The sequence below is a fragment of the Pseudomonas jessenii genome, from assembly GCF_002236115.1.
Classification (GTDB): Bacteria; Pseudomonadota; Gammaproteobacteria; order Pseudomonadales; family Pseudomonadaceae; genus Aquipseudomonas; species Aquipseudomonas jessenii.
Map to the genome: position 1 here is coordinate 481,704 of NZ_NIWT01000001.1, position 26,999 is coordinate 508,702.

Annotated in this window: 27 protein-coding genes; 11 read left to right on the plus strand and 16 right to left on the minus strand. The window is 59.7% G+C overall.

Features of this window, described 5'->3' with window-relative positions; all coding sequences use genetic code 11:
• Positions 1–19 precede the first annotated feature (19 nt).
• Positions 20–1,147 (plus strand): acyl-CoA dehydrogenase, encoded by a 1,128-nt coding sequence (locus PSJE_RS02240; protein ID WP_090455386.1) that lies wholly within the window; start codon positions 20–22, stop codon positions 1,145–1,147.
• Between the two features lie 13 nt (positions 1,148–1,160).
• Positions 1,161–1,934, plus strand: coding sequence for an enoyl-CoA hydratase (locus PSJE_RS02245; protein ID WP_057714717.1), 774 nt, complete (start codon positions 1,161–1,163; stop codon positions 1,932–1,934).
• Positions 1,935–2,117: 183 nt separating this feature from the next.
• Here PSJE_RS02245 and PSJE_RS02250 read toward each other — a convergent pair whose 3' ends face one another.
• The 3 genes from PSJE_RS02250 to PSJE_RS02260 all read right to left on the minus strand — a co-directional run bounded on the left by PSJE_RS02250 (position 2,118) and on the right by PSJE_RS02260 (position 5,437).
• On the minus strand, positions 2,118–3,269 hold the full coding sequence (locus tag PSJE_RS02250) for an acyl-CoA dehydrogenase family protein (protein WP_090455384.1): 1,152 nt from the start codon (positions 3,267–3,269) through the stop codon (positions 2,118–2,120).
• 3 nt (positions 3,270–3,272) lie between these two features.
• Positions 3,273–4,379 carry an enoyl-CoA hydratase/isomerase family protein gene (locus PSJE_RS02255; protein WP_090455382.1) on the minus strand — a complete coding sequence of 369 codons (1,107 nt, stop codon included), beginning with the start codon at positions 4,377–4,379 and terminating at the stop codon, positions 3,273–3,275.
• Between the two features lie 164 nt (positions 4,380–4,543).
• A complete protein-coding gene (locus tag PSJE_RS02260) occupies positions 4,544–5,437 on the minus strand; it encodes a LysR family transcriptional regulator (RefSeq protein ID WP_090455380.1) in 894 nt (297 codons plus the stop codon).
• Positions 5,438–5,538: 101 nt separating this feature from the next.
• On the opposite strand from PSJE_RS02260, the gene PSJE_RS02265 reads away from it, so the two are divergent.
• The gene (locus PSJE_RS02265; RefSeq protein ID WP_090455379.1) at positions 5,539–6,630 is read left to right on the plus strand and encodes a polyamine ABC transporter substrate-binding protein; all 1,092 of its coding nucleotides are present in this window, start codon (positions 5,539–5,541) and stop codon (positions 6,628–6,630) included.
• A 21-nt stretch (positions 6,631–6,651) separates the two neighbouring features.
• Positions 6,652–7,611: an agmatinase gene (gene speB / locus PSJE_RS02270; protein WP_090455377.1), complete on the plus strand. Its 960-nt coding sequence runs from the start codon at positions 6,652–6,654 to the stop codon at positions 7,609–7,611.
• 115 nt (positions 7,612–7,726) lie between these two features.
• Here the strand turns inward: speB and PSJE_RS02275 are convergent, their stop codons facing one another.
• Positions 7,727–8,779 (minus strand): aldo/keto reductase, encoded by a 1,053-nt coding sequence (locus tag PSJE_RS02275; protein WP_090455376.1) that lies wholly within the window; start codon positions 8,777–8,779, stop codon positions 7,727–7,729.
• Between the two features lie 159 nt (positions 8,780–8,938).
• Here PSJE_RS02275 and zapE point away from each other — a divergent pair, with 159 nt between their 5' ends.
• From zapE to PSJE_RS02290, 3 genes are all read left to right on the plus strand, one after another.
• Positions 8,939–10,057, plus strand: coding sequence for a cell division protein ZapE (zapE, locus tag PSJE_RS02280; RefSeq protein ID WP_090457879.1), 1,119 nt, complete (start codon positions 8,939–8,941; stop codon positions 10,055–10,057).
• Between the two features lie 26 nt (positions 10,058–10,083).
• Positions 10,084–10,665 carry a DinB family protein gene (locus PSJE_RS02285; protein WP_090455374.1) on the plus strand — a complete coding sequence of 194 codons (582 nt, stop codon included), beginning with the start codon at positions 10,084–10,086 and terminating at the stop codon, positions 10,663–10,665.
• Positions 10,666–10,780: 115 nt separating this feature from the next.
• On the plus strand, positions 10,781–11,272 hold the full coding sequence (locus PSJE_RS02290; protein ID WP_090455372.1) for a GNAT family N-acetyltransferase: 492 nt from the start codon (positions 10,781–10,783) through the stop codon (positions 11,270–11,272).
• A 77-nt stretch (positions 11,273–11,349) separates the two neighbouring features.
• Here the strand turns inward: PSJE_RS02290 and PSJE_RS02295 are convergent, their stop codons facing one another.
• From PSJE_RS02295 to PSJE_RS02305, 3 genes are all read right to left on the minus strand, one after another.
• Entirely contained in the window at positions 11,350–11,559 is a 210-nt protein-coding gene (locus PSJE_RS02295) for a hypothetical protein (protein WP_057714728.1), read from the minus strand.
• 168 nt (positions 11,560–11,727) lie between these two features.
• Positions 11,728–13,464, minus strand: coding sequence for a phosphoethanolamine transferase CptA (locus PSJE_RS02300; protein ID WP_090455370.1), 1,737 nt, complete (start codon positions 13,462–13,464; stop codon positions 11,728–11,730).
• 198 nt (positions 13,465–13,662) lie between these two features.
• Complete coding sequence (locus tag PSJE_RS02305) at positions 13,663–13,845, minus strand: DUF6026 family protein (RefSeq protein ID WP_090455368.1); 183 nt, start codon at positions 13,843–13,845, stop codon at positions 13,663–13,665.
• Between the two features lie 271 nt (positions 13,846–14,116).
• On the opposite strand from PSJE_RS02305, the gene gnd reads away from it, so the two are divergent.
• Together gnd and zwf are read left to right on the plus strand one after the other, a co-directional pair.
• A complete protein-coding gene (gene gnd, locus PSJE_RS02310; RefSeq protein WP_090455366.1) occupies positions 14,117–15,097 on the plus strand; it encodes a phosphogluconate dehydrogenase (NAD(+)-dependent, decarboxylating) in 981 nt (326 codons plus the stop codon).
• Positions 15,094–16,617 (plus strand): glucose-6-phosphate dehydrogenase, encoded by a 1,524-nt coding sequence (gene zwf / locus PSJE_RS02315; protein ID WP_090455365.1) that lies wholly within the window; start codon positions 15,094–15,096, stop codon positions 16,615–16,617. Before gnd ends, zwf begins: the two co-directional genes overlap by 4 nt.
• A 170-nt stretch (positions 16,618–16,787) precedes the next feature.
• Here the strand turns inward: zwf and nhaB are convergent, their stop codons facing one another.
• From nhaB to PSJE_RS02330, 3 genes are all read right to left on the minus strand, one after another.
• Positions 16,788–18,290 carry a sodium/proton antiporter NhaB gene (gene nhaB / locus PSJE_RS02320; protein ID WP_090455363.1) on the minus strand — a complete coding sequence of 501 codons (1,503 nt, stop codon included), beginning with the start codon at positions 18,288–18,290 and terminating at the stop codon, positions 16,788–16,790.
• Positions 18,291–18,368: 78 nt separating this feature from the next.
• Entirely contained in the window at positions 18,369–19,658 is a 1,290-nt protein-coding gene (locus tag PSJE_RS02325) for an NHL repeat-containing protein (protein ID WP_090455361.1), read from the minus strand.
• 286 nt (positions 19,659–19,944) lie between these two features.
• Positions 19,945–20,211: a hypothetical protein gene (locus PSJE_RS02330; protein ID WP_090455359.1), complete on the minus strand. Its 267-nt coding sequence runs from the start codon at positions 20,209–20,211 to the stop codon at positions 19,945–19,947.
• 342 nt (positions 20,212–20,553) lie between these two features.
• Here PSJE_RS02330 and PSJE_RS02335 point away from each other — a divergent pair, with 342 nt between their 5' ends.
• On the plus strand, positions 20,554–21,879 hold the full coding sequence (locus PSJE_RS02335; protein ID WP_090455357.1) for a sigma-54 dependent transcriptional regulator: 1,326 nt from the start codon (positions 20,554–20,556) through the stop codon (positions 21,877–21,879).
• 60 nt (positions 21,880–21,939) lie between these two features.
• Here PSJE_RS02335 and PSJE_RS02340 read toward each other — a convergent pair whose 3' ends face one another.
• From PSJE_RS02340 to PSJE_RS02365, 6 genes are all read right to left on the minus strand, one after another.
• Positions 21,940–23,229: a hypothetical protein gene (locus tag PSJE_RS02340; protein ID WP_057714737.1), complete on the minus strand. Its 1,290-nt coding sequence runs from the start codon at positions 23,227–23,229 to the stop codon at positions 21,940–21,942.
• Positions 23,230–23,275: 46 nt separating this feature from the next.
• Positions 23,276–24,037, minus strand: coding sequence for a hypothetical protein (locus tag PSJE_RS02345; protein ID WP_090455356.1), 762 nt, complete (start codon positions 24,035–24,037; stop codon positions 23,276–23,278).
• A 26-nt stretch (positions 24,038–24,063) separates the two neighbouring features.
• Positions 24,064–24,744: a C39 family peptidase gene (locus PSJE_RS02350; protein ID WP_090455354.1), complete on the minus strand. Its 681-nt coding sequence runs from the start codon at positions 24,742–24,744 to the stop codon at positions 24,064–24,066.
• A 61-nt stretch (positions 24,745–24,805) separates the two neighbouring features.
• Positions 24,806–25,672 carry a heme utilization protein gene (locus PSJE_RS02355; RefSeq protein ID WP_090455352.1) on the minus strand — a complete coding sequence of 289 codons (867 nt, stop codon included), beginning with the start codon at positions 25,670–25,672 and terminating at the stop codon, positions 24,806–24,808.
• 63 nt (positions 25,673–25,735) lie between these two features.
• Entirely contained in the window at positions 25,736–26,314 is a 579-nt protein-coding gene (locus PSJE_RS02360) for an adhesin (protein ID WP_090455350.1), read from the minus strand.
• 1 nt (position 26,315) lies between these two features.
• Positions 26,316–26,747: a hypothetical protein gene (locus PSJE_RS02365; RefSeq protein WP_224795400.1), complete on the minus strand. Its 432-nt coding sequence runs from the start codon at positions 26,745–26,747 to the stop codon at positions 26,316–26,318.
• Here PSJE_RS02365 and PSJE_RS31500 point away from each other — a divergent pair.
• Positions 26,628–26,978: a hypothetical protein gene (locus tag PSJE_RS31500; protein ID WP_224795406.1), complete on the plus strand. Its 351-nt coding sequence runs from the start codon at positions 26,628–26,630 to the stop codon at positions 26,976–26,978. The two genes, PSJE_RS02365 and PSJE_RS31500, sit on opposite strands and share 120 nt — an antisense overlap.
• Positions 26,979–26,999: the final 21 nt, after the last annotated feature.

Sequence of the window (26,999 nt, forward strand, 5' to 3'; positions counted from 1 at the left end):
CTTGATTTAAGGATTCACCATGATCCCCAATGACGACCAACAACAAATCCGTGACATGGCCCGGGACTTTGCCCAGGAACGGCTGAAGCCCTTCGCTGCCGAGTGGGACCGCGAGCACCGTTTTCCTAAGGAAGCCATCGGCGAAATGGCCGGGCTGGGCTTCTTCGGCATGCTGGTGCCGGAGCAGTGGGGCGGATGCGACACCGGTTACCTGGCCTATGCCATGGCGCTGGAAGAAATCGCCGCCGGCGATGGCGCCTGCTCGACCATCATGAGCGTGCACAACTCCGTGGGTTGCGTACCGATCCTCAACTACGGCACCGATGAGCAGAAAGAGCGCTTCCTCAAACCGCTGGCCAGCGGTGCGATGCTCGGTGCCTTTGCGCTGACCGAGCCCCAGGCCGGTTCCGACGCCAGCGGCCTGAAAACCCGTGCGCGCCTGGAAGGCGATCATTATGTGCTCAACGGCTGCAAGCAGTTCATCACCTCCGGGCAGAATGCCGGGGTGGTGATCGTGTTTGCGGTGACCGATCCGAGTGCCGGCAAACGTGGCATCAGCGCCTTTATAGTGCCGACCGATTCGCCGGGTTACAAAGTCGCGCGGGTTGAAGACAAACTCGGCCAGCATGCGTCCGACACCTGCCAGATCCTCTTCGAAGACGTGAAGGTGCCGCTGGCCAATCGCTTGGGCGAGGAGGGCGAAGGCTACAGAATTGCCCTGGCCAACCTTGAAGGCGGCCGCGTCGGCATCGCTTCGCAATCGGTGGGCATGGCCCGTGCCGCGTTCGAAGCGGCGCGCGATTACGCCCGTGAGCGCGAGAGCTTCGGCAAGCCGATCATCGAGCACCAGGCCGTGGCGTTCCGCCTGGCGGACATGGCGACCCAGATCGCCGTGGCGCGGCAAATGGTGCACTACGCCGCCGCTCTGCGTGACAGTGGCAAACCGGCCCTGGTCGAAGCGTCGATGGCCAAGTTGTTCGCCTCGGAAATGGCCGAGAAGGTATGCTCCTCGGCGCTGCAAACCCTGGGTGGTTACGGTTACCTCAACGATTTCCCGCTGGAACGGATCTACCGCGACGTGCGGGTCTGCCAGATCTACGAAGGCACCAGCGATATTCAACGCATGGTCATTTCGCGCAATTTATAAGAAGGAGTCCCCTGTGAGCTACGAAACGATTTTGCTGGAAACCCACGGCCGCGTTGGCCTGATCACCCTCAACCGTCCACAAGCGCTGAATGCGTTGAACGCGCAGATCGTCAGCGAACTGAACCAGGCCCTCGACGGCTTCGAGGCTGACTCGAACATCGGCTGTATCGTCCTGACCGGTTCGAAAAAAGCCTTCGCCGCCGGTGCCGACATCAAGGAAATGGCGGAGCTGACCTATCCGCAGATCTACATCGACGACCTGTTCAGCGACAGCGATCGTGTGGCCAACCGCCGCAAGCCGATCATCGCGGCGGTCAACGGTTTCGCCCTGGGCGGCGGCTGTGAGCTGGCGTTGATGTGCGATTTCATCCTGGCCGGTGACAACGCCAGATTCGGCCAGCCGGAAATCAACCTCGGCGTGTTGCCGGGCATGGGCGGCACCCAGCGCCTGACCCGCGCCGTGGGCAAGGCCAAGGCCATGGAAATGTGCCTGAGCGGCCGCTTGATCGATGCCGTGGAAGCGGAACGTTGCGGCATCGTGGCGCGTATCGTGCCGAGCGATGAGCTGCTGGATGAAGCGCTGAAAGTCGCGGCATTGATCGCTAAAAAATCGTTGCCGATTGCGATGATGGTCAAGGAAAGCGTCAACCGTGCCTTTGAAGTGAGCCTGGCCGAAGGCGTGCGCTTTGAGCGTCGGGTGTTCCATGCGGCGTTTGCGACGCAGGATCAGAAGGAAGGGATGGCGGCGTTCATTGCCAAGCGTGAGGCTGAGTTCCAAGGTAAGTAAAGTAGCGGTCTTTCGGCCTCATCGCGAGCAGGCTCGCTCCCACATTGGATCTCAGCGTTTATGAGATCCCCTTGTAGGAGCGAGCCTGCTCGCGAAAAACCTGAGGGCACCGGGTTGATTCAGGTACCCCGCGTCATCGTTGGCCACCATCGCGAGCGAGCTCGCTCCTACAGGTACAGGGCATCAAATCAGGTAGTTCTTCAGCTCGCGGGCAATCACCATCCGCTGAATTTCGCTCGACCCTTCGTAGATCTGCGTGATCCGCGCATCCCGGTAGTACTTCTCCACCGGATAGTCTTCCAGATACCCGTAGCCGCCATGAATCTGAATCGCGGACGAGCAGACCTTTTCCGCCATTTCCGACGCAAACAGCTTGGCTTGTGACGCCTCCGACAGACAGGGCTTGCCGGCCGTGCGCAGGCGTGCGGCATGCAGGATCATCAGTCGCGCGGCGTTCAACTGCATGTGCATGTCGGCCAGCAGGTTGGCGATGCTCTGGTGTTCATTGATCGTTTTGCCAAACTGCACACGATCACGGGAATAAGCCAGTGCCGCTTCAAACGCTGCGCGGGCGATGCCCAGTGCCTGGGCGGCGATGCCGATGCGGCCGCCTTCGAGGTTGGACAAGGCGATGGCCAGGCCCTTGCCGCGTTCGCCCAGCAAATTGGCTTCGGGGATGGTGCAGTTGTTCAGGGTCACCGCGCAGGTGTCGGAAGCACGGATGCCCATCTTGTGTTCGGTGCGGTCGACGATAAAACCGGCGGTGTCGGTCGGTACCAGGAACGCCGAAATGCCACGTTTGCCCAGGTCCGGATCGGTCACGGCAAACACAATCGCCAGTTTGGCGCGCTTGCCGTTGCTGACGAATTGTTTGGCGCCATTGATCACCCACTGGCCGTCGCGCAGTTCGGCGCGGGTGCGCAGGTTGTGCGCCTCGGAACCGGCCTGGGGTTCGGTCAGGCAGAAACAGCCGATGACCTGGCCGCTGGCAAGGTCCGCCAGCCAGGTCTGCTTCTGTTCTTCACTGCCGTAGTTGAGCACCGGCCCACAGCCCACGGAGTTGTGGATGCTCATGAAGGCGCCGGTAGCACCGTCGCCGGCGGAAATTTCTTCTACCGCCAGTGCATAGGCCACATAGTCGACATAGGTGCCGCCCCATTCCTCGGGGACCACCATGCCCAGCAAGCCCAGTTCGCCCATTTTCGCCACCAGACCGTCATCGATCCAGCCGGCCTTTTCCCAGGCCTGGGCATGGGGCGCGATTTCGCCGCGGGCAAAATCCCGGGCCATGTCGCGGATCATGACTTGTTCTTCACTCAATTCGATATCGTGCATGGCTCAGCTCTCGCTCCGGTCAAACTCGCTGAAGAAGCTCGCCACGTGTTCGGCGTCCAGTGCCTGGAGGGTGGGCGGGTTCCAGCGCGGTGTCTTGTCTTTGTCGATCAGCAAGGCGCGCACGCCTTCGATCAGGTCGCCGCGCTCGAACCACTGACGGTCCAGGTGCAGCTCAAGGGCGAAACATTGTTCAAGGGGCAGCTCGCGTCCGCGACGGAGCATTTCCAGGGTCACGGCCATGGCCAGCGGCGAGCGGGTTTCCAGCAGGTCGGCGGTGGTGACGGCCCACTCATGGCTGTCGGCGACCGTTACCTGGCGTAGTTGTTCCACAATACTCGGCACATCGGGTTGGGCGAAGAAGTGGTCGATGGCCGGGCGCAAATTCGCCAGTGGCGCATCGGGCAGTTGCTGCACGGCGAATTTCGCCAGCAGGCCTTGCAGGTCCTTGAGCGGCGTATCGTGCCATTCGAGCTGGTCGAGTTTTTCGTCCAGGACGCCAAGCTTGTCGCTTTCCAGGTACCAGTCGGCCAGGCCGCAATACAGCGCATCGGCGGCGCGAATCTGCACGCCGCTGACGCCGAGGTAAATCCCCAGTTCACCGGGGATGCGCGACAGGAAGTAACTGCCGCCGACGTCCGGGAAATAACCGATGCCGACTTCCGGCATGGCCAGGCGGCTTTTCTCTGTGACCAGGCGCAGGTCTGCGCCTTGCACCAGGCCCATGCCACCGCCGAGGACAAAACCGTCCATCAGGGCCAGCACCGGTTTGCGGTAGTGGTGGATCGCGAGGTCGAGGGCGTATTCCTCGACAAAGAAATCTTCGTGCAGGGTGTCGCCGCTTTTGAAGCTGTCATGCAGCGAGCGAATGTCGCCGCCGGCGCAGAAGGCTTTTTCCCCGGCACCGCGCAAGACCACGGCATGGACTTGCGAATCCTGGGCCCAGGCGTCGAGCTGGCGGTGCAGGTTGCGCACCATGTCCAGGGTGAGGGCATTGAGGCCGGCGGGGCGGTTGAGGGTCAGGTGACCAATGTGGTTGCGAACCTCGGCCAGCACTTCGTTTTGCATGGCATCCATGGACTGAGTCCCGGGAGAAAAAACCTGAGCAGTCATCACTAACTCCCTGCTTTTATTGTTCTTTATCAAGATGCTCGCGCGCGAGCGATGGCGGATCGTATCAGTGCAAATTTGCCTTGTACAACCCGGATAAGTGCAGGTTATCTGTGCATTTTTGCATGACAGTGTCCGGTATTGTTACAGCGTAGACCACGACGTAGTCAGGCAAACGCCGCGAGCAGATCCTCTTCGAATGCCTTTTGTGCATCGCCGGCCACTTGCGCCCGGTGCCGGGCCAGATGAAAAGCGACATCGAAACTCATGTCGCCTCGACGCACGGCCCTGAGCAAACCCTTGTTTTCCCAGGCATGGGCGAAGTGGCTGGGCAAATAACCGACATGTTTGCCGGAAAGGATAAAGGCGAGGGTGCCTTCGACTTGTTCCGAGCGCGCCGAACACAGCTTGCCCTGGAAGGGTTCGTCACTGCGCAGGAAACGGTAGGGGTGATCGACCCGGTCGCTGGCCTGCAGATCCTGATCGCAGGGGGCCGGGTTGGTGAACAGCGGATGGCCGGGGGCGCAATACAGATGCTGGGTTTCAATGAACAATTGGCGGTAGTCAAACGCGCTTTGCACTTGCGAGAAATAGCCGATCGCCAGGTCCAGCCGCTGTTGCAGTAGCAAGCGCTCCATTTCGCCGGGCATGGCGCTGATCAGTTCGATGCGCACTGACTCGTCCCGCTCACGGAAGCGCCGGATCGCCTCGGCCACCCGTTGCAGCACCGATTGATCCAGGGCTTCGGACAGACCCAGGCGCACTTCACCGATCAAGCGCCCGGCCACGCCGTTGGATTGATGACGGAAGGCTTCGATGGATTCGAACAGGGTGCGTGTGGCGCTGAGGAGTTGTTCGCCCTTGGCGGTGACCTTGAATCCGCCCTTGCCGCGGCTGCACAGGCGATAGCCAAGGCGGGTTTCCAGCTTGGCCATTTGCTGGCTGATGCTCGACTGGCTCAAGCCCAGCTCACCCTGGGCGGCACTGAAACCGCCGCACTCCACCACGCTGACAAACAGACGCAACAATTGCAGGTCCAGATCATGGAGTTGGCCGAGCATCAAACATTACTCCGTCATAAAGTCAGGTTAATTAACTTGATATTTCACCAATGTATCCGACGACGCATCCTGCAACCACTTCCTCTGGTCAGGTGTTCGTCATGGCTCCCATGTTCAAGCTGTGTTTACCCGCGCTGTTGCTCGCCGTGGCTGTTTCGGCCCAGGCCGAAGACAAGGTGGTCAATCTGTACAGTTGGGCCGATTACGTGGCCCCCGAAACCCTGCAGCGGTTCGAGCAGGAAACCGGCATCCATGTGCGCTACGACACCTTCGATTCTTCGGAAGTACTGGAGACCAAGCTGCTCACCGGCGGCAGCGGTTATGACGTGGTGGTGCCGTCCTCCAGTGTGCTGGCCCGGGGGCTTGCAGCCGGGGCGTTGAAACCGATTCCCCACGAAGGACTCAAGGGTTACGCCAACCTAGATCCGGACTTGCTGGAAAAACTCGCCGCTGTCGATCCCGGCAACCGCTATGGCGTGCCTTATACCTGGGGCACGCTGGGGTTGGGCATGAACGTCGAGGCGATCAAGCAGCGCTTGCCGGACGTGCCGCTCAATAGCCTGGACCTGCTGTTCAAACCCGAGTACGCAAGCAAGTTGAAAGACTGCGGCATCGCCATTCTCGACTCGCCCCAGGAGGTGATCGGACTGGCGCTGCATTACCTGGGTAAAGATCCCTACAGCACGGACAAGAGTGATCTGTCAGCCGCCGAGGCGTTGCTGCATCAGCTACAGCCGAACGTGCTGTACGTCGCCACCGGGCGGCAGATCAGCGACCTGGCCAATGGCAGCGTGTGCCTGGCGTTGACCTACAACGGTGACGCGAGCATGGCCGCCGACCAGGCACGCAAGGCCAACAAACCCTATGAAATTGCCTACCGGATTCCCAGGGAAGGCACCCTCGTGTGGCAGGACAACCTGGCGATTCCCAAGGACGCGCCGCACCCAGAAGCCGCCCGCGCCTTTATCGAATTCATGTTGCGTCCCGAGTCCGTTGCGGCACTGACCAACACCTTGTTCTTCGCCACGGCGAACCAGGCCGCCACGCCGCTGGTGGATGAAGCGGTGCGCACCGATCCGGACATCTACCCGCTGGCCGACGTGCGCGAACGGCTGTACGCCGACCGCAGCATGAACCTCAAGGACATGCGCCTGCGCACGCGCTTGTGGACCACTTTCCGTAGCCGCCAATAACTATAAAAGAAGGAGCCTTCAATGGACGTCCCGATGCAGAACGATCAAGCCCTTACCCGTGACAGCCTTTATGGCACGGCCGCTGAAAGTACCTACGCCGGTATCACCAGTTTCATGCGTCGCCGTTACAGTCGTGACTTGCGTGGCGTTGATGTGGCCGTCAGTGGCGTGCCGTTCGACACGGCCACCAGCAACCGCCCCGGCGCACGCTTCGGGCCCCGGGGCATTCGCGCCGCCTCGGCCGGGATCGCCTGGGAACGGCACTGGCCGTGGACGTTTGACCCGTTTGATCATCTGGCAGTCATCGACTACGGCGATTGCGATTTCGACTATGGTTCGCCGCAATCGACGCCCGAAATGATCGAAGCCCACGCCGAGCACATCCTCAATGCGGGCAGCGCGATGCTGACCTTTGGCGGCGATCACTTCATTACTTACCCGCTGCTCAAGGCCCATGCGCGAAAGCACGGGGCATTGTCGCTGATCCACTTCGACGCCCACAGCGACACCTGGCCGGACGAAGAGGGCAAGCGCATCGACCATGGCACCATGTTCTGGCACGCGGCCAGGGAAGGGCTGGTGGACCCGTCGCGCTCGGTACAAATCGGCTTGCGCACCACCAACGATGATCATCAGGGCTTTCAGGTGCTCGACGCACGGCAGGTGCACCGCCGTGGCTGCGAGGCGATAGTCGAGGCGATTCGCGCGCGGGTCGGCGACAACCCTGTGTACCTGACCTTCGACATCGACTGCCTCGATCCGGCGTTCGCGCCTGGCACCGGAACACCGGTGTGCGGCGGTTTGAGCACGGTGCAGGCGCTGGAGATTCTCGGCGGTTTGCGCGGGATCAACCTGGTGGGCATGGACGTGGTGGAAGTGGCACCGGCCTATGACAGCGCGGAGATCACCTCACTGGCGGCGGCGACGCTGGCGATGGAGATGCTGTGTCTGTATGCGGCAAGGCATAAGGTCGATAAGTAATACGCCTGACCCTGTGGGAGCGAGCTTGCTCGCGATGGCGGTCGATCAGCCGACATGGATGTTGAATGTTCCGCCCTCATTGCGAGCAAGCTCGCTCCCACAGTTTTGATTTGTGTCAGGCCACCGGAATGATTGGCAGGTCGAGGATCTGACCACCGCTGAACCGCGCGAACGAACCGGAAATGGATTCGTGCGGCACGCCTTTGGCCACGTCACTGACGCCATCCAGTCGTGCCAGTTGTTCGCTGCTCAATTGCACATTCAGCGCGCCCAACGTCGCATCCAGCTGCTCACGGGTCCGGGAACCGAGGATCGGAATCAGCGCCGTGGTCGAGCGTCTGGCTTTTTCCCGCAGCCAGGCGATGGCCACGTGGGTCGGGCTGGCGTCCAGTTCTGCGGCGACATCGATCAAGGTGTCGAGCAGGGCGGTTTCGCGGGCGCTTTTTTCGGCGTGGATCAGCACGCCGAGCTTGTTCGCACGGTTGTCGCCCTCACTGTTGCGGTACTTACCGGTCAGGAAGCCGCCACCCAGCGGCGACCACAAGGTCGCGGCCAGGCCCAGGGCTTCGGCCATTGGTAGTTGTTCACGCTCGGCGGTGCGTTCGGCAAGGCTGTACTCGACCTGGATCGCGGCAATCGGCGCAAAACCGCGTACCTCGGCCAGCAGGTCGGCGCGGGCGATGCGCCAGGCGGGGAAGTTCGAAAGCCCGGCGTAATGAATCTTGCCGGCACTGACCAGATCGTCGAAGCCGCGCAGGATCTCTTCCATGGGCGTGACGCCGTCGCTCATGTGCGCCCAGAACAGGTCGATATGCTCGGTCTTCAGCCGTTTCAGGCTTTCTTCGACGGCGCGCACCATGTTCTTGCGGCTGTTGCCAGTGTGGGAAATGCCGGCTGCCGGTGTAGTCCCGAGGGTGTATTTGGTGGCGATGACCAGGCGATCCCGTTCTACGGCGATGAATTCGCTGAGCATGGCCTCGGACTGCCCGCCCTGATAGCCATTGGCGGTATCGATGAAATTGCCACCGGCTTCCAGATAACCATCAAAAATCCGTCTGGCTTCGTCACGCTCGGCGCCATGGCCCCAACCGGTACCGAAATTACCCGCGCCCAGCGCCAGTTCGGAAACACGCAAGCCGGTTTTACGACCGAAAACTTTGTAATGCATGGGATGACTCCAGAGGGATGGCGACAAGGTTTAATAGATTATCTAAAACATCTATTAAATATGATGCTGGTAATCTAAGGCGTCAAGGTGCTTTTCCTGTCTGCACAAATCTGCCGATCACCGGTCGCGTTATCCATGGGCAATGGCATACTGCCGCCCATGACTATCGATTCCCCCTTAAGCGCCTGGCAGCATGCCATCGAACAAAAGGGCTTCGTCCAGGACGAGGCCCAGGAACATGCGGTGTGGGCGCTGCAAAAATGCCACGAAGCGTTGCACGCAGGCCGCGCGCCCATTTCCGGCGTGTACCTGTGGGGGCCGGTGGGGCGGGGCAAGACCTGGTTGATGGACCAGTTCTACCAAAGCCTGCGAGTACCGGCTCGGCGCCAGCACTTTCACCACTTCATGGGCTGGGTGCACCAACGCTCGTTTCAACTGACCGGCACTGCCGATCCGCTCAAGGCGTTGGCCCGTGAATTGGCTGAAGAGGTTCGCGTGCTGTGTTTCGACGAACTGTTCGTCAATGACATCGGCGACGCGATCATTCTCGGGCGCCTGTTCCAGGTGATGTTCGAACAGGGCGTGGTAGTGGTCTGCACGTCCAATCTGCCGCCGGACCAGTTGTACGCCGACGGCTTCAATCGCGACCGTTTCATGCCAGCCATCGCGGCGATCAAGCAGCACATGCAGGTGATTGCGGTGGATGGCGGGGAAGACCATCGCCTGCATCCGGGGGCCGGTTTGCAACGTTATTGGGTGGCCGAGCCCGGTAACCCCTGCGCTTTGGGTGAAGTGTTCCAGTTGTTGAGCGTCGGCCAGTCAGTATCGAGCGAGCCGGTCAAGGTCGGTCACCGTTCCCTTGAGGTGGTCAAGGCCAGCCCGACTGTGCTCTGGACCCGTTACGCCGCGCTGTGCGAGCAACCCTTCGCGGCCATGGATTTCATCGCCCTGTGCGATACCTATGGCGCTATCCTGTTGAGTGACGTGCCCAACCTCAGCGCACAGAAACGCGCAGGGCGCATTGCCCGCGGCACCGAGGACGGTGTCGAGCGGGTGGAGGCGGGAGATCGCGAGTTGCCGCAGTTATCGGTGCATGACGATGGTGTGCGACGGTTCATTGCCCTGGTGGACGAGTGCTACGACCGCAAGGTGCCGCTGTACCTTGAAGCGCAAGTGCCAATGGCATCGCTTTACACCGAGGGTTATCTGGAATTTCCGTTCCGCCGCACCCTCAGTCGATTGCAGGAAATGCAACTGCAGCGGTTTGCCGAAGTTTGATCGGGTTTTGAACGGGAGCAGCGAACATGAATCAGCCCCTGTCACACCATTTGCTGACCATGGCCTATCAGAACGCCTGGGCCAATCACCGACTGGCCAAGGCCTGGCGTCAGTTGAGCCCGCAGGAACTGAGCGCATCCCGGGTCAGCTTCTTCCCTTCGATCCGCGCCACCCTCAACCACATCCTCACCTGTGACTGGTTTTATGTGGATGCCCTGGAGCGCGAACTGCGCGGCGACGACCCGCATCCCGATTGCCGGGTGTTTTTCAAGGAGGACGAACCCTTCCTCGTGGCAACGGACCTGGTTGGCGAACAGGCCCACGTCGACCGCCGGCTGATCGCCTACTGCGAGCAGATGCGCGACGCCGACCTGGGCAAAATCGTGACCATCGCCCGCGACACCCCGCAACACGACAGTCGCTTGCGCCTGCTGTCCCATTTGTTTGAACACCAGATCCATCACCGCGGCCAGATTCACGCCATGCTCAGCGGCACCTCGGTCCAGCCACCGCAACTCGACGAGTTTTTCTGCGGCGGTGAGTCGCACTTGCGGGCCGAGGATTTTGCCGAACTGGGGTGGACGGAAGCCTTGATCTGGGGCGCTTGAGGCCAAAGATTTTCTCGGTTGCGATTGTCGTTGGCACGTTGCTCGCGCTATGGTCTGCGGGCACTTCAGCGTGAGTACATGCTGGGGGCTACTTCATGTGTGATCGAGGATGGAAATGGACTCCGCAGAAATTCTTGTGCTTCAGGCCAGTTACACCAATCCGGTGCACGCCGAGGCTATTTGCCTGGTGCTGAACCACTACGCCGAGGACCCGATGGGGGGCGGCCAGCCGTTGCCGGCCAATGTACTGGAGCAGCTCCCGGGCGAACTTGCCCGGCGCCCCCACGCATTCAGTGTGCTGGCCTTTGTCGGTGGCGAGCCGGCCGGGCTGGTCAATTGCTTCGAGGGGTTCTCGACGTTTGCCTGCCGGCCGCTGGTCAATGTGCATGATGTGTCGGTGATGAAAAAGTTTCGCGGCCTGGGCTTGAGCCAGAAGATGCTGCAAAAGGTCGAAGACATCGCCCGTCAACGTGGCTGCTGCAAGCTCACCCTGGAAGTGCTGGAAGGCAATGCCGTGGCCCAGGGTTCCTATGAAAAAGCCGGTTTCGCCGCCGGCATGTTCGACCCGGCCCATGGACGGATGCTGTTCTGGACCAAGAGCCTCTGATTCAACAGGCAAAAAAAGGGCGTCCATCAGGACGCCCGACAGTCTTCTACCTAGAACTGCAATCAGACGTCCATGGATCATTTCGGTCTGTAGGTTTCAGTCATTTGTGCGGTTTGATCGTCCGGAACCCGCAGTTCAATGCTTTGGATGGGGTGGCCCAGGGCTTCTTGCTGGGCCAGTCGCAGGCTTTCGTAGTAATAGCGCATGCGTTCGGCTCCACCTTCGGCAAAAGCACTGGTTGAGCCCAAGGCCATCAGGCCGGCGAGAATCATTGCGGTGCGTTTCATGGTTTGCCTCCCACTACAGATGTCGGATGCCTTTCGTCCATGAATCAATGAAGCAGTGTCGAAATGGCATTATCCGCCGATTCGGTCAATTGGGAATCAACTTCACCAACGACCTGCATGGCTGCAACGGGAGCATGAAAAAGGGGCCGGAACCGGCCCCTGAAAGGATTACTGCTGAACGACAGTGGGTGGCGTTTTGGGCTTCATCAGGCTGAAGTCGATCAGCGCACGCTGCTGACGCTCATACGGGTTGCCGATCATCAATGGCCGGGCCTTGAAGCTGTCACTGACCAGGCTTTTGCTGCGATCGAGTTCGTCGAAGCTCAGGCCCGCCAGGTCGGCCCAGGTGTGAATCAGGTGCGAGCTGCTGTAAGGGCGCGAGAGATCACCCACGAGGTTCCAGTCATGGGTTGCGCGCCATTTCGGCGATGCCCAGGCCATGAACGGAATGGTGTACATCGGTGCTGTCGGCTTGTTCTCGTTGCGCCCCAAGGTGTTGTGGCCCACGGAATCGAACACGTCCTCGCCATGGTCGGACAGGTACAGCAGGAAGCCGTTCGGATCGGTCCTGGCGTAGTCCTTGATCAGGCTGGACACCACGAAGTCGTTGTACAGCACGGCATTGTCGTAGCTGTTGTACGTCGGCAACTGGTCATCGCGAATGCCGGCAGGCACGCCCTCAGGGTCCTGGAACCTGTCGAAGGTCGACGGGTAGCGGTACTGGTAGCTCATGTGCGTGCCGAGCAAATGCACGACGATGAGTTTGCGCGGTGCCCCGTCGGCCAGGGCCTTGTTGAAGGGCTCGATCACGTCGCCATCGTACTGGGCGGCGTTCTGGTTGCGGTTGTTGTTCAGGTACACCTGTTCATCGGCCTGTTCGGAAAAGGTCGTGAGCATGGTGTTGCGCTTGGTCATGGTCTGCTGGTTGGTGATCCAGAAGGTCTTGTAACCTGCCTGTTTCATCATGCTGACCAGCGATGGCGTCGACAGGTACAGGTCGGGGTTTTCTTCGTCGGCGAAGGTCAGGACCTGCTGCAGCGCCTCAATGGTGTAGGGGCGCGGCGTAATGACGTTGTCGAAAACGTCCAGTTGATCCTTGAGCTTGTCCAGTTCCGGCGTGGTTGCCCGGGGGTAGCCATACAGGCTCATGCGCTGACGGTTGGTGGACTCACCGATCACCAGCACCAGGGTCGCAGGCGTGTTGGCCATTGCGTCCTTCAGGTTGTGCAGCGGTGGAATCTTGCTGGCGCTATTGAGCATGTCCTGCATGCCGGCCAGGGTTTCCAGGTAGCGGTGATAGGCCACGGCCATCTGCCATGGCACCGCCGGCTCGATGCGGGTTTCGAACTTGTCGAAGCCTTCGGCGAAACTGCCGGTGCGTGCGGTTTGCTTGATCAGCGGATAACCGACGACCGCCATGACAATGGCCACCGCGGCCACGATGGCCTTGCCACGGGGCAGGTACACCGGGCGCAGGCGTGTCCACAGGAACCAGGAAAAAGCGGTGTGTGCCAGGAACGCCGGCACCATCCACCAGGCAAAGTACTGGGTCATGTATTCGCCGGCTTCAGCCACGTTCGACTCAAACATGATGAAGATGACGCTCTGGGAAAACTCCTGCTGATAAATGAAGAAGTAACCCAGGCTCGCCATGGAGCACGCCCACAGTACGACGCCGATCACGGCAGCCATGACGCGGGTTTGTCGGGGGAACAGCAACATCGGCGCCAGCCAGAAGGCGCTCATGACGAAGGCCTGGCGGAATCCGCTAAAGCCGGAGGTGCCAGTCAACTGGATGAGTAGTTGGGTGATGCCGGAAAAGTACCAGAAGAATACAAACAGCCAGACAAATCCGGCCCAATCAAAACCTGCCGCAGTCGTGTTGCTGCGTTTAAACAAAGACATTCAGCGCTCCAGCCGAGAGTTCACTACCACCGCCGGGACTTGGATATCACGGACGACGAACGAGGGCCGCGCGGAATCGGGCGACCTAAACGGGTAATTGTCGTGTAACAATTGTGAAAATTTTGTGAGTTGCCAGGGGCGGCAGGGCGTGAGCCGGTGCGGAAGCAGTGCAGACCGCTCCCGCTTCAAAGAGGGGGGTCAGGCGAGTGGGGCGTGTTGCACCACAGCCAGGGGCTGCACTTGATTGGTTTGCAGCAGCAGCCGCAATTGTGCCAGTTCCTGCTTCAACTGATCGCGTTCGTCTTTCAACTGGCGCAATTCATCGCGACGGATTGTGACGTAAAGGGTTTGTGCTGGCAGTGCGGTATGTACTGTGCCCATTGCTCACCTCGCAAATGGCGTGTCTCAACTGTAGGTACGCCTCGAAATCCGGGGCTGACCTACTATCGGCGCCAATTTTGATTTCTTTTGCCCCAGAAGGGAACTTTTTTATTTTTCATGGTCGTTGTGTCTTCGGTTTGATTCCCGACGTTATCCATCAGGATCGGGCACAATGCCCGGAAACTTCGTGCCAACGCTCTGGACTAACCTCATGAGTCGCGTTGGGCTATAACCTTTGACACACTTAATTTGTAGTAGGGAGCATCAGCACATGCAACTCGGGATTATTGGACTGGGCCGCATGGGCGGCAATATTGCGCGGCGCCTGATGCTCAACGGGCACACCACCGTTGTTTACGATCGCAATACCGCCTTTGTCGAAGCCTTGGCTACAGAGGGCTCCACGGGCGTCACCGATCTGCCGGCGCTGGTCGCCGGCCTGGCCAGGCCGCGTGCGGTCTGGGTCATGCTGCCAGCTGGCGCGCCGACCGAAGAAACCATCGACACCCTGAGCACCTTGCTCGATGCCGGCGATACCATCATCGACGGCGGCAACACCTTCTATAAAGACGATATCCGCCGGGCGAAGACCCTGTCGGAAAAAGGCCTGCACTACATCGACGTCGGTACCTCCGGCGGTGTCTGGGGCCTGGAGCGCGGTTACTGCATGATGATCGGCGGCGATGCCGAGACGGTTAAGCGCCTCGACCCGCTGTTCGCAACCCTGGCCCCTGGCCTGGGCGACATCCCGCGCACCAAGGACCGCAAGTCCGACGACGATCGTGCCGAGCGTGGTTACATTCATGCAGGTCCGGCCGGTTCCGGGCACTTCGTGAAGATGATCCACAACGGCATCGAATACGGAATGATGCAGGCGTTCGCAGAAGGCTTCGACATCCTCAAGACCAAAAACAGCGAGAACCTGCCGCAAGACCAGCGTTTCGACCTGAACGTCGCCGATATCGCCGAAGTGTGGCGCCGTGGCAGCGTGGTGTCCTCGTGGTTGCTGGACCTGACTGCCGACGCCTTGGCCAGCGATCCGAAACTCGACGGTTTCTCCGGGTCCGTGGCCGACAGCGGTGAAGGTCAATGGACCATCGAAGCTGCCATGGAACAAGCGGTGCCGGTGCCGGTGCTGTCGAACTCGCTGTTCTCGCGCTACCGTTCCCGTGGGCAAGGCACCTTTGGCGACAAGATTCTCTCGGCCCAGCGCTTCGGCTTCGGCGGCCATGTGGAGACCTCGAAAAAATGACCCACGCGATCCGCAGAAAATCCAAGGCTGAACCCGCGCCGCCGACCACGCTGTTCCTGTTCGGCGCCCACGGCGATCTGGTCAAGCGCCTGCTGATGCCGGCGCTGTACAATCTCAGCCGTGACGGTTTACTCGGGAATGGACTGCGGATCATAGGCGTTGACCACAACGCCATCAGTGATGAAGGCTTCGCGAAAAAACTCGAAGACTTCATCCGCAACGAGGTGGCCACCAGGACCGGCAAGGGCGATCAAGCCCTTGACCCGGCGCTGTGGGCCAAACTCGCCAAAGGCATCAGCTACGTTCAGGGCGATTTCCTGGACGACAGCACTTATCAAGCGCTGGCGGCAAAAATCGCCGACAGCGGTACTGGCAATGCGGTGTTCTATCTGGCCACCGCGCCGCGTTTCTTCAGTGAAGTGGTGCGCCGTCTTGGCTCGGCTGGCTTGCTTGAAGAAAACCCCGAGGCGTTCAGAAGGGTGGTGGTCGAAAAACCCTTCGGTTCCGACCTGCATACGGCCGAAGCCTTGAACGCTTGCCTGCTCAAGGTGATGACGGAAAAGCAGATCTACCGCATCGACCATTACCTGGGCAAGGAGACCGTACAGAACATCCTGGTCAGCCGGTTCTCCAACAGCCTGTTCGAAGCGTTCTGGAACAATCACTACATCGACCACGTGCAGATCACCGCCGCCGAAACCGTGGGCGTGGAAACCCGTGGCAGTTTCTATGAGCACACCGGCGCGCTGCGGGACATGGTGCCCAATCACCTGTTCCAGTTGCTGGCGATGGTGGCGATGGAACCGCCCGCCGCGTTCGGCGCCGATGCGGTGCGCGGCGAGAAAGCCAAGGTCGTTGGCGCGATCAGGCCCTGGACGGTGGAGGAAGCCCGCGCCAACTCGGTGCGCGGCCAATACACCTCCGGTGAGATCGACGGCAAGGCACTGCCGGGCTACCGCCAGGAAAACAACGTCGCACCCGACAGCAATACCGAAACCTATGTGGCCCTCAAGGTCATGATCGATAACTGGCGATGGGTCGGCGTGCCGTTCTATCTGCGAACAGGCAAGCGCATGAGTGTGCGTGACACCGAGATCGTGATCTGTTTCAAGCCGGCGCCATATGCGCAGTTCCGCGATACCGAGGTCGATGAGCTGCAGCCGACCTATTTGCGCATTCAGATCCAGCCGAACGAAGGCATGTGGTTCGACCTGCTGGCCAAGCGTCCCGGTCAGGCCTTGAAAATGGACAACATCGAGCTGGGGTTCGCCTACAAGGACTTCTTCGAGATGCAGCCGTCCACCGGCTACGAAACCCTGATCTACGATTGCCTGACGGGTGACCAGACGCTGTTCCAGCGCGCCGATAACATCGAAAACGGCTGGCGCGCCGTTCAGCCGTTCCTGGATGCCTGGCAGCAGGATTCCAGCGTGCAGAGCTACGCTGCCGGGGGAAACGGCCCCAAGGCCGGCGAAGAACTGCTCACCCGTGACGGTCGCGTCTGGCACCGCCTCGGATAGCACCTATCTCCAGTGGGAGCGAGCTTTTGTGGCGAGGGGGCTTGCCCCCGTTCGGCTGCGAAGCAGTCGCATTTCATCACTCGGTGTACCTGCTACAGCGTAGTAGTAGGTTTTGGGGCAGCTGCGCAGCCAACGGGGGCAAGCCCCCTCGCCACAAAGGCTCGGCGGTGTCAGAGCCAGTAGCTCACCGCATACCACCCGAGCAAGCCCATCACCACGGTGTAGGGAAGCGCCATCCAGACCATCCGCCCGTACGACAGACGCACCAGCGGTGCAATTGCCGAGGTCAGCAGGAACAGAAACGCCGCCTGACCGTTGGGCGTCGCCACGCTCGGCAGGTTGGTACCGGTATTGATCGCAATGGCCAGGGTTTCGAAATGCTCACGGGTCATCTCTCCCGCCATGAACGCGCGCTTCACTTCGGTGATGTAAATGGTTGCCACGAACACGTTGTCGCTGATGGCGGACAGCAGGCCGTTGGCAATGAACAGCATGCCCGGTTGTTGGTCTGCCGGGAGCGTCAGCACCCAGTGGATCAGTGGGGCGAACAGTTGCTGGTCGTGAATCACCGCGACCACGGCGAAAAACACCACCAACAATGAGGTGAACGGCATGGCGTCCTTGAACGCTGTGCCCAGGCGGTGTTCGTCGGTGATGCCGGTAAAGGCGGTAATCAACACGATCACCATCAAACCGATCAAACCCACTTCGGCGATGTGGAACGCCAGCCCGGCAATCAGAATCAATGCGGCAAAGCCTTGCACCAGTAGCGCTGCACCTTGGCGTGTGGTGCGCTCGGCATTGTCTTCGGCGGCGTAGTTGGCCAGCACCGCACGAACGTTATCCGGCAGCAGCGTGCCGTATCCGAACCAGCGCAGCTTTTCCAGGAGGACGCAGGTTACCAGCCCGGCAACCAGTACCGGCAGGGATACCGGCGCAACCCGGGTGAAGAACTCAGCGAAGTGCCAGCCCATTTCATGGCCGATCAGCAGGTTCTGCGGTTCACCGACCAGCGTACAGACACCGCCCAGCGCGGTGCCCACGGCACCGTGCATCAGCAGGCTGCGCAGGAAGGCGCGGAACTGTTCCAGATCACCGTGATGCAGGGTGGGCAGATGTTGGTCGTCGCTGAACTCGCTGTCCTGGCGCGGATCGTTGCCCGAGGCGACGCGGTGATACACCGAGTAAAAACCTACGGCGGCACTGATGATCACGGCGGTCACAGTCAAGGCATCGAGGAACGCCGACAGAAACGCCGACAGAAAGCAGAACATCAGGGACAGCAGGGCTTTGGAGCGGACCCCGAGCAGCAGGCGCGAGAACAGGTAAAGCAACAGGTCCTTCATGAAATAGATACCCGCCACCATGAACATCAGCAGCAGGATCACCGGGAAGTTGTGCAGCAACTCGTCGTACAGCGCCTGGGGCGTGGTCATCTTCAGCAGCAGGGCTTCTATCAACAGCAGGCCGCCGGGCATCAGCGGATAGCATTTGAGTGCCATGGCCAGGGTGAAGATGAACTCCAGCACCAGTAGCCAGCCGGCAACCACCGGGCCTGCGGTCCAAAGCACCAGGGCATTGAGGATGAGAAAGCCGACGATGCAGGCCTTGTACCAACGGGGCGAGTGCCCGAGAAAGTTGTGCGCGAACGCCTGGGCCATTGAACCGGACATCGGCTGCTCCTTGTCTTGAGAAGCGCGCAAGTTGCCGCAAGCGCGCGAGAAGATCAAGCGCAGGAAAAATGCCGGTGTTTATCCCTGGAAACGAGCGATGACCGCCTTGTAGTTTCCGTGCAGCGAATAGCCTCCCACTACAATGTTTCCATCGGCGTGCGCGGCGACACAGGTGGCGGTATCCAGGCTGGGGCCCAGGCGCGTACGTGTATAGCCGCTGCCTTTGCCAAAACGGCGATCGGGAAGGCCGTTGGGCAGGTATCGCCCGAGAATGAAGTCTGCTTCGGCGCCGCCGATGGTGGCGCCCGCCGTGAGCACACTGCCATCAGGTTGTAACTGTGCGGCGGTCCACTGGCATCCGCTGTAACCGATTTCCCGCCGCTGCGGATGTCCTCCGTTGCAATGACTGTCGGGGCGCCCGTTGCTGTGCATTTTAAATGTCAGGCAGTGCATCGGCTCGCGACTGCTGCCAAAACACAGGATTTCGCCTTCGTTTTGCTGGACCACCCGGCTGACCCGGGCGCCATGCCCTTGGGCCTTGAAGGTCATGAATCCATCCACGGCAAATCGGTCGTCGAGGCGCCCGTCCGGGTGATAGCGTGCCAGCAAGCCTTCCTCGGGAAAATTGATCGATCCACCGACCAGGATTCGGCCATCACGTTGTACCGTCAGGCTGCTGAGCCAGGTATTCATCAGCAGGTGCCTGACCATCACGAAGCCGCGGTCGTTGAACGAGCAGTCCAGCGAGCCTTCGACATCCAGGCGTATCAACATGCCGACGTGATCGGCCAGTTCGTAGTGATGGTTGGCCAGGATCAGGATCCGGCCGTCTTGCTGTATGGCCACATCGCAGGCTTCTGCACCCGGCACACCCAGAGGCAGCCGGATATCGCGCATGCCCAGGGACAGATCGCCAGGCAATCGCACGACACGGCGGCCATTATCGCCAAAGCCTTGCACCAGGCGGCCATCCTGATCCAGCAATGCCAGGGCCGGGAGCGTGCGGTGCGCGTTTTCGTATTGCAGGCCAGCCAACAGGATGTTGCCGTCGGGCAGGATCAGGACCTTGGTGCCCATGGCTTCGAACCCCGGTTCGAATTGCCCGATGACACTGCCTTGTTTACCGAACGTCAGGTCTGCGCAACCATCCGCCAGCAAGCGGGCCAGGCCAAAGCGGGTGCCATCGGCCATGCCGACTTTTGCGGCTACCAGCAAGCGACCTTGCGCATCGATCGCAACGTCATTGGCCAGGCTGAAAAGGCTGTCGGCGAAATAGACCTGGGTTTTGCCGTTGGCGGCAAACGTCGTATCGAGGGCCCCGGCGTTTTTCCGGGTCGCGGAGTAGGCAAAAGCGGACTGGCTTGACATGCACCGCATCTCCTTGCGAGTCGTCCTGATCCGGAAGTTTGGGTGGCGACTTGATAGGGAGATTATTCAATCCCTGAATGAAGGGATGCACAACAGTAAGAACTAACAGACGGAGGGTCGCTGTGTGCCACAACAGTGTCTTTTCGAACCAATGGCGAGCCTGCAAAGTATCAGGCGTATGTAAAGTTCGAATTAAACAGTGTCACGTAGTGTGCGCGGCCAGAAAAAACTGCGAACTAAAGACAGGGAAAGGGCGCGGATTACCCCGGAGTAATCCGCAAAACGATTAGTGCGGCATCGACCACGACTGCAGTGTGTAACCTTCCTCGCTCAATTCGGCGCGAGCCTGTTCCAGCAGCCGTTCGAGTTGCGCGGGATCGGAATAGGCGCTGCTTGGGATCTGCTTGCGGCCAATGTTGGTGCTGGTGCGGTCGATAACGGTCAGGCTGAGTTCGCCATTGCCGTCTTGTGGGGCCCAGGCCACGCATTTGAATGGTTTAAATGCGCAGTCGGCAATCAGAAGTGCTTCGTTGATACGGAGCGGGGCGTTCATAGGGTCTTCTCTCTGTATGCCCAATCAAGTGATAGGCCGACGGTTGGGCTTACCGTTCAGCTGGTTACTTGTACTGATGCCCGCAACCGGGGTTCGGGTCACACACATTCAAAAGAAATTTCCACTTTATTTCACAGATTCAAGGAAGAGCCTGACATTGAAAGCTGAATGAAAGGAAACAGTCGTTAGGTGACTAACATAATCGCAACTTATAACTGGTTTTGTGACATCCCTATAGTCAAACAGTACAAGGCCCTGTCAAATTCTTGCTAATGTTACAGCCAGGCCTGCCAAATGACTGTTTTTATTAAATTTTCATAAATTTGGCGCCAAGGATCAGTCATGAGTGATGCGCCTGCCTTACGACGTTTGTTAGTGGTGGACCCCTGTGACGATTGCTATCGCCTGCTCCCTGGATTGCGCGCCATCGGTTGGGACGTTGACAGCTGCACGCTGGAGAACGCCGTTGACCGAACCTGTGACGTGGGCTTGCTGCGCTTGCAGCCTTTTCACCTTGAGCACCCGGAGGCCGTCAAAGAGCTGATCAGCCGCAGCGGCACCGAGTGGATAGCCGTACTCAACCAGGAAGTACTGCGGCTGCAAAATGTCGGCGACTTCGTCTGTGAATGGTTTTTTGACTTTCATACCTTGCCGTTCGATGTGTCCCGGGTTCAGGTAACACTGGGGCGCGCGTTTGGCATGGCGCGCTTGCGCGGGCAGGGCACGGTCTATGTCGACCAGCCCGAGCACGAATTGCTGGGCGACAGCAAACCTATTCGTGAGCTGCGAAAGCTGTTGAGCAAACTGGCTCCGACCGAATCTCCGGTGTTGATTCGCGGTGAAAGCGGCACTGGCAAGGAACTGGTCGCACGAACGTTGCATCGTCAGTCCCAGCGTCACAACAAACCCTTCATTGCGATCAATTGTGGTGCGATTCCCGAGCATTTGATCCAGTCCGAGTTGTTCGGCCATGAGAAAGGCGCATTTACCGGCGCGCACCAACGCAAGGTCGGACGGATAGAAGCCGCCAACGGTGGCACCCTGTTTCTCGACGAGATCGGTGACCTGCCACTGGAGTTGCAGGCCAACCTGTTGCGGTTCCTCCAGGAAAAACACATCGAGCGGGTGGGTGGCAGTCAGCTGATTCCGGTGGATGTGCGGGTTCTGGCGGCAACGCATACCGACCTTGAAGCCGCCATCGAGAAGAAGCGCTTTCGCGAAGATTTGTATTACCGCTTGAACGTACTGCAAGTGGCGACCGTTCCGCTGCGCGAGCGCCATGGCGACCTGGCGGTGTTGGCCAACCACTTCTCCCATTTCTATAGCCATGAAACCGGGCGCCGCCCACGCAGTTTCAGCGAAGACGCGTTGATTGCCATGGGCAAACACGACTGGCCAGGCAATGTTCGCGAACTGGCCAACCGCGTTCGTCGCGGGCTGGTGTTGGCCGAAGGCCGGCAGATCGAGGCCCGTGACCTGGGGTTGATCAGTCAGCATACGTTGGCAGCGCCGATGGGCACCCTCGAAGAATACAAGTCCCGGGCCGAACGCCAGGCGTTGTGCGATGTATTGAGTCGCCACAGCGATAACCTGAGTGTCGCCGCCAAAGTATTGGGTGTGTCGCGACCGACCTTCTACCGGTTGTTGCACAAGCACCAGATTCGCTGAACCCCGGCCGCAAACCAAAACCCCGCTGCGATTGCAGTTGCAGCGGGGTTTTTGTTCGGGTCAGAAGTAGTAGGGGAGTTTCAGGCTGAACTGGAAGTCCGGGGCATCGTCCGTCATGCCGATGGACAGGTTGGGCACGATGGTCAGGCTGTCGGTGGCCGCAATGGTCATGCCGATGTTGAAGTAACCGGCGTTGGCATCGCTGGAGACCACCGCTTGCCAATCCCCGCCATCTTCCTTGAGCTTGCTTTTGCGTTGCACCAGGTCAGAGACCGAGAACGACATACTCATCTTTTCGTTCAAGGCGAACGCAATGCCGGCGCCGATCTGGAAGCTGTCGCCAATGCGGACTTTGCCCGGTGTCTCGACCGCCGGGTTGGAGCTGATGTCGTCGAAAGACTCCTCCATGTTGTACGTGTAGGACAGGCTGCCGAACAGCACCGCCGGATCGAACGTCTTGACCAGGGAGATCCCCGGCGTAATCGACCAGACGCCGTTACCGGTAGGCAAGGATTCAGGCACGGCCAGGTTTGAGTTATCGGCCACCCGAACCAGCTTGATGCCGAACGGGTCTTTGCCGGTAGGCGCCTTGACGCGCAAGGTCACCACGGCATCCGGCGTGTTGGCCGATTCGTCGAGGAATTTGTAGGCGACACCGAAGTTGACGTCACCTATGGTCGGGTCTTCCTTGACGGTGTCTTCGGTCGTGACGTTTGCGGCGCCGCTATTGCCGCCACCGGACTGGTACGTGGACTCACGGTAGACAACCGGTACGTTCAGGTCGAACTGCCAGCGATTGTTGAAGTTGTAGCGACCGGTGAGGTCAAGCGTCCAGGTGTCGGCCTTGATCCGGTCCAGGTTGATAGCGCCCAGGAAGATCGAGTCCAGGGCTAGAAAACCGTTGAGGACCAGTTGGCGGGAATCGTAGCGGGAGTAGGTTATCCCGGTTTCGACGCTGAACTTGCCACCGCCGAAAAACCCGCTGGCCTCGTCATACAGGTTCGAAACGCTTTGCGCCGGTTGCGAGTCATTGGCCAGCGATTGTCCATAAGAACTGCCGCTCCCCCCCGAGGCGGCTGCGGCGCCGGTGCCGACGCCTGGATTGCCCTTGAGATCCGCTGGCGACTTGGCCAGGCGTTTGGGAGCGGGCGAGGCGGGCTGCTCTTCGACCTGGCGGACCCGTTGTTCGAGAACCGCCAGGGCTTTTTGCTGTACTTCGTATCGTTGTTTCAACTCCAGGAGCTCTTGTTTGAGAGCCTCCAGTTCCGGGTCAGGTGCTGCCTGCAACATCGCCGCCGGGAGTAGAGCACTCAAGCATGCAACTGCACGCAGTGATACTGATCGGTACATGAAATATGCCGTCCATTTGTGCCCAATGGTCCAGACTCAGCGTAGTTCAATAGCCCATGGTCCGTAATGCAGCGAGTTGGTTGAGGTTGCAGTCCAATGCCCCCGCACTCGGGCCATTATTGTTGAGCACTACGTTGAGTTGAGTCATGTTGTCGACCACATTGCTGCTGCCCAGCAACCGGGTGTTTTGCAGCAACCCGCCTTGGGCGACTTGTTGCAGGCTGGTGCCCTGGTTGTTGTTGGCGGTAATGGCCATCTGAACGCCGCCGCTGGTCGCGGATACCGCGACACTGCCTGCGGCATTACTGCCGGTGATGGTTTGACCGGCTATCAGCGCCTGGCCCTGGCCCGCCACCAGTGCAGGGGCCGTGCTGGCCTCTTTGACGTTGATGGCGATGTTGTTGTTTGCGCTGTTGCCATCACCAGCGGCCCGTGTGACCTGGGTTATGCCCCGGGAAGTGCTCAGGGCTGCGCCCCCCGACACGTGACCGCTGCCTGACCTGGACGTACCGCCATGACCCGATTGCTTGATGGTTGAAACATAGAACTCGGGCTTGACCGTTGCGGCTTGAAGCTGCATCGAGGTGGAGGCTCCGATCAGGTCACCACTGGCATTGCGCCAGGTACTGCTCATGACGACACCGAAGCTGATGACCCGCCCCGGCATCACATATCGGCCACGCAACTCGGCCAGTTCCTCGTCCTTGATTTCGATGGGTCTGAACTCATCAGCAAAACCTGAAGTGTTCGCTGCCAGAAAGGCAGCGACCACCCAATACGAGGTTTTCATTTGCTGCTCCCGGAGCATCCTGCCCGCTATCATCTTGTTGGCGATTAAAAGAAGTCGCTCTGTATAAAACCAAAATCCATCAATTCGGCATCTTTGACCGGGTTGAAGTTATCCATCTTGTTCTTGGCTGTCAGCGGTTCCGGTGGACTGCGTAACGCATTGGTCTTGTCGTAACCGGGACCGACGATAGCGAAAATAATGCCATTCCAGCCTTTGACAAAGTCATCATGGGAGTAGCGTTTGTGACCGAGTACCGGATCGCCGATATACACCCAGTTCTTGTCCGCCCGCTGCAACACCACGAAGTGCTTGTAGCCGCGAATTTCCATCAATACCACCACCGGAATCGTCACGGCTTCGAGTCTTTCCGGCGGGATCCTGTAGCCCCGGGCGCGCATGCCGATGCGCTCTATGTAGCGCTTCATGTCCAGCATGGAAAAACCCTGGGTACGCACAAGGTCCTGGTCTGCGGTGACCAGCATGCCTTTGATGATGTGCTCCTCATCGACGTCGAGCCAATAGGCCTGGCGCAGTATCGTTGCCAGCGCGGCGGCGCCACAGCTGAAATCGGTTTTTTGTTCGACGATGTCGCTGAACTTGCGCTCGCGCAAACTCTGTACGTGCTTGTACACCAGCACGCCGCCCGGCAGGGCGGCAACCGGCATCTGTGCAGCCTGGGTCAGGCCAGACAGACAGAGCAGGGCGAAAAGGACAGTCTTACGCATGATCGATACGCCTTGGGACTGTGGAAAATCCCCGTCGCCGGGGCTTTCATTGCAATCGCGATTACAGACAGGACTTGCAACCCGCGGCGATGGACAGCGAGTTGCTTTGCTGGTTGCCCACACCAGACGATACGTTGGCTCCGCCGTTGCCGGAGAAGTTGTTCATCGAGCCCGTTATCGACGCATTGTTGGTTACAGGGGCTTTCCAGCCCTCTGGCGTGATCACTTGTTGAGTGGTTACACCCGCCAGACCGAGTACACCCACGGTAGCGAAATCAGTCTGGGTGCTGTCGTCATGGTTGGCGTTGTTGGTGACGTTCAGCCCGGACGTGCTTTGGTTGGCCGCCGCCGCCGCTTGCGCTACACGACCGCCCGAAACGGCAATCGCCAGGTTGTTTTTCTGTTGGTTGAAGTCGCCGGTGGTCACGTTGATGCCGATGTTGCCGGAACCGCTGTTGCCTGCGTTGTTGAGCGTTGTGTTGTTGGTGCTGGAGTGTTTCCTGGCGGTGTTGCCGGTGCTCTTCTGAGTCGCGCTGGAGGCGGCGACCGCGGTGCCGAAGATGAAGCTTTCGTCAGCCGTGGCAAGGGCGGCGGCGTTGTCTTGCTGGTTGCCGTTACCGGCTGCAACGTTGGCGCCCATGTTGCCGTTGGAGTTGTTCAGGGAGTTATCGACCCTAGCGTCGTTCCTGGTGTCCCGGCTCAATACGCTGCTGTCACTGCTTTCCTGCGAGTCCAGCACGGCGGCCCCGGCGCCTGCTGTAATCTGCAGAATTTGTTCCAGCGTCGGGCCTTTAGGCTGATGGTTGTTGCTCTGGCCATCGCTCTGGCCGCTGCCTTGATCATCATCAAGGCTGCCTGCTTGTGCTGCAAATGCCATCACTGCTGCCAGAGCGAAAGCCAGAGGTTTGAGAGCAGTTGTCGGGTTCATGGTGTTTCTCCGTGCTCATTAGTTGGTCAGGTGTTGGTACTTCCCTAATCGCACTGTTTCGGGTCAGTCAGCGACCCGGATGCTCAAGGTGTTAGCCATTCGGTTTCCCACCCCGGCACTCTGGTTTACCTGGATCACTCCCCGGCTGCCGGTGAAGGCCTGATCGCTTGTTACGACCTGGCGACTGCCATTTGGGGCGCCAGTTGCTCCCGAGTTCGGTAACAACGCCACGTTCTGTTGAGAAAGGGCACTATCGTCGATGGCTTGCGGTGCGGCGCTGATGCTGATGCGCATGGCGTTGGCCATCTGGTTGTTCGCCCCGGCGCTCTGGTTGACGCCCAGTACGCCGTTGCCATTACTGAAGGAGGAGCCGCCGATAGTGGCCGTCGCGTCCATCGACGGATTGGCGGGCGTAGTGATTTTCTGCCGGACGCTGGTGATCGCACCGGCTTGGGTGCCAATGGCGATCGCGCGGACGTTGGCCTGCTGTTGTTGATCGCCAGCCGCCTGGTTGACGTTGAAGTTGCCGCGGTATTGAGTACCCGAATCCTGGAGGGTGGCGTTGTTCACCGAACTGACGCCCGAGTCGGCCATCACACTGGTGCAGCCGAGCAGGGCAAGTAACAGCAGGGATCGACTCATCTCATTGGCCTCCCGCCATCCTGCCCAGTGAACCGAGGCCGCTGCTCATGGCGCGGTTGATGGTTCCGGAAATGGCGCTGCCACTGCCACCACCGTGACCGACAGACATGCCGGGCATACCGTTGGGGTTGGTGACGGCGTTGAGGCCTTGCAGGCCACCCAGGCTTTGCCCGTTGTTGTGGCGAAGGGCGGTTCCGGTGGTGACCCCGGCGATGTCGGCGTCACTGAGTTCGCCGGTGACGCGGGCCGATGGGTTGGCATTGAGGGTGTTGGGGTTTGGATCCCTGCCGCCGCTGCGACCGATGGGCGTCGGGTGAATGGTTCGATCAAGCACGATGACGCCGTTGCCTTCGGCTTGAACGTCAAAACTGATAACCGCGCCTGCAGCGCTCGCGAAAAGCAGCAGGCACGTCAAGGCATGTTTATCGAGTATCCCCACGACGGTCTTTCCTTCTCATGTGGGCTGGCTCTGGTCGGCTTTTTGAAGGAGAGAGCGAAAGCTGTGCCGGTTTTTGAATATCTCGTTGATTCAATGGCTTATGGATATTGTCCGGATTCTCTTTGCCGAGAATGTTTCAACAGTGAGACGAAACCCTGCGCAGGCAGCCCTTATTTGCGGATAAATCGCTCTGGAACAAGGGTTTCAGCGGTGCTGTATCAATGACTTAACAAATCCGATGATCCA

Excerpts from the sequence above, each read along its gene's own strand:
- PSJE_RS02240 (WP_090455386.1), top strand. The coding sequence starts at position 20 with ATGATCCCCAATGACGACCAACAACAAATCCGTGACATGGCCCGGGAC.
- PSJE_RS02250 (WP_090455384.1), bottom strand. The coding sequence starts at position 3,269 with ATGCACGATATCGAATTGAGTGAAGAACAAGTCATGATCCGCGACATG.
- PSJE_RS02255 (WP_090455382.1), bottom strand. The coding sequence starts at position 4,379 with ATGACTGCTCAGGTTTTTTCTCCCGGGACTCAGTCCATGGATGCCATG.
- PSJE_RS02260 (WP_090455380.1), bottom strand. The coding sequence starts at position 5,437 with ATGCTCGGCCAACTCCATGATCTGGACCTGCAATTGTTGCGTCTGTTT.
- PSJE_RS02265 (WP_090455379.1), top strand. The coding sequence starts at position 5,539 with ATGGCTCCCATGTTCAAGCTGTGTTTACCCGCGCTGTTGCTCGCCGTG.
- speB (WP_090455377.1), top strand. The coding sequence starts at position 6,652 with ATGGACGTCCCGATGCAGAACGATCAAGCCCTTACCCGTGACAGCCTT.
- PSJE_RS02275 (WP_090455376.1), bottom strand. The coding sequence starts at position 8,779 with ATGCATTACAAAGTTTTCGGTCGTAAAACCGGCTTGCGTGTTTCCGAA.
- zapE (WP_090457879.1), top strand. The coding sequence starts at position 8,939 with ATGACTATCGATTCCCCCTTAAGCGCCTGGCAGCATGCCATCGAACAA.
- PSJE_RS02285 (WP_090455374.1), top strand. The coding sequence starts at position 10,084 with ATGAATCAGCCCCTGTCACACCATTTGCTGACCATGGCCTATCAGAAC.
- PSJE_RS02290 (WP_090455372.1), top strand. The coding sequence starts at position 10,781 with ATGGACTCCGCAGAAATTCTTGTGCTTCAGGCCAGTTACACCAATCCG.
- PSJE_RS02295 (WP_057714728.1), bottom strand. The coding sequence starts at position 11,559 with ATGAAACGCACCGCAATGATTCTCGCCGGCCTGATGGCCTTGGGCTCA.
- PSJE_RS02300 (WP_090455370.1), bottom strand. The coding sequence starts at position 13,464 with ATGTCTTTGTTTAAACGCAGCAACACGACTGCGGCAGGTTTTGATTGG.
- PSJE_RS02305 (WP_090455368.1), bottom strand. The coding sequence starts at position 13,845 with ATGGGCACAGTACATACCGCACTGCCAGCACAAACCCTTTACGTCACA.
- gnd (WP_090455366.1), top strand. The coding sequence starts at position 14,117 with ATGCAACTCGGGATTATTGGACTGGGCCGCATGGGCGGCAATATTGCG.
- zwf (WP_090455365.1), top strand. The coding sequence starts at position 15,094 with ATGACCCACGCGATCCGCAGAAAATCCAAGGCTGAACCCGCGCCGCCG.
- nhaB (WP_090455363.1), bottom strand. The coding sequence starts at position 18,290 with ATGTCCGGTTCAATGGCCCAGGCGTTCGCGCACAACTTTCTCGGGCAC.
- PSJE_RS02325 (WP_090455361.1), bottom strand. The coding sequence starts at position 19,658 with ATGTCAAGCCAGTCCGCTTTTGCCTACTCCGCGACCCGGAAAAACGCC.
- PSJE_RS02330 (WP_090455359.1), bottom strand. The coding sequence starts at position 20,211 with ATGAACGCCCCGCTCCGTATCAACGAAGCACTTCTGATTGCCGACTGC.
- PSJE_RS02335 (WP_090455357.1), top strand. The coding sequence starts at position 20,554 with ATGAGTGATGCGCCTGCCTTACGACGTTTGTTAGTGGTGGACCCCTGT.
- PSJE_RS02340 (WP_057714737.1), bottom strand. The coding sequence starts at position 23,229 with ATGTACCGATCAGTATCACTGCGTGCAGTTGCATGCTTGAGTGCTCTA.
- PSJE_RS02345 (WP_090455356.1), bottom strand. The coding sequence starts at position 24,037 with ATGCTCCGGGAGCAGCAAATGAAAACCTCGTATTGGGTGGTCGCTGCC.
- PSJE_RS02350 (WP_090455354.1), bottom strand. The coding sequence starts at position 24,744 with ATGCGTAAGACTGTCCTTTTCGCCCTGCTCTGTCTGTCTGGCCTGACC.
- PSJE_RS02355 (WP_090455352.1), bottom strand. The coding sequence starts at position 25,672 with ATGAACCCGACAACTGCTCTCAAACCTCTGGCTTTCGCTCTGGCAGCA.
- PSJE_RS02360 (WP_090455350.1), bottom strand. The coding sequence starts at position 26,314 with ATGAGTCGATCCCTGCTGTTACTTGCCCTGCTCGGCTGCACCAGTGTG.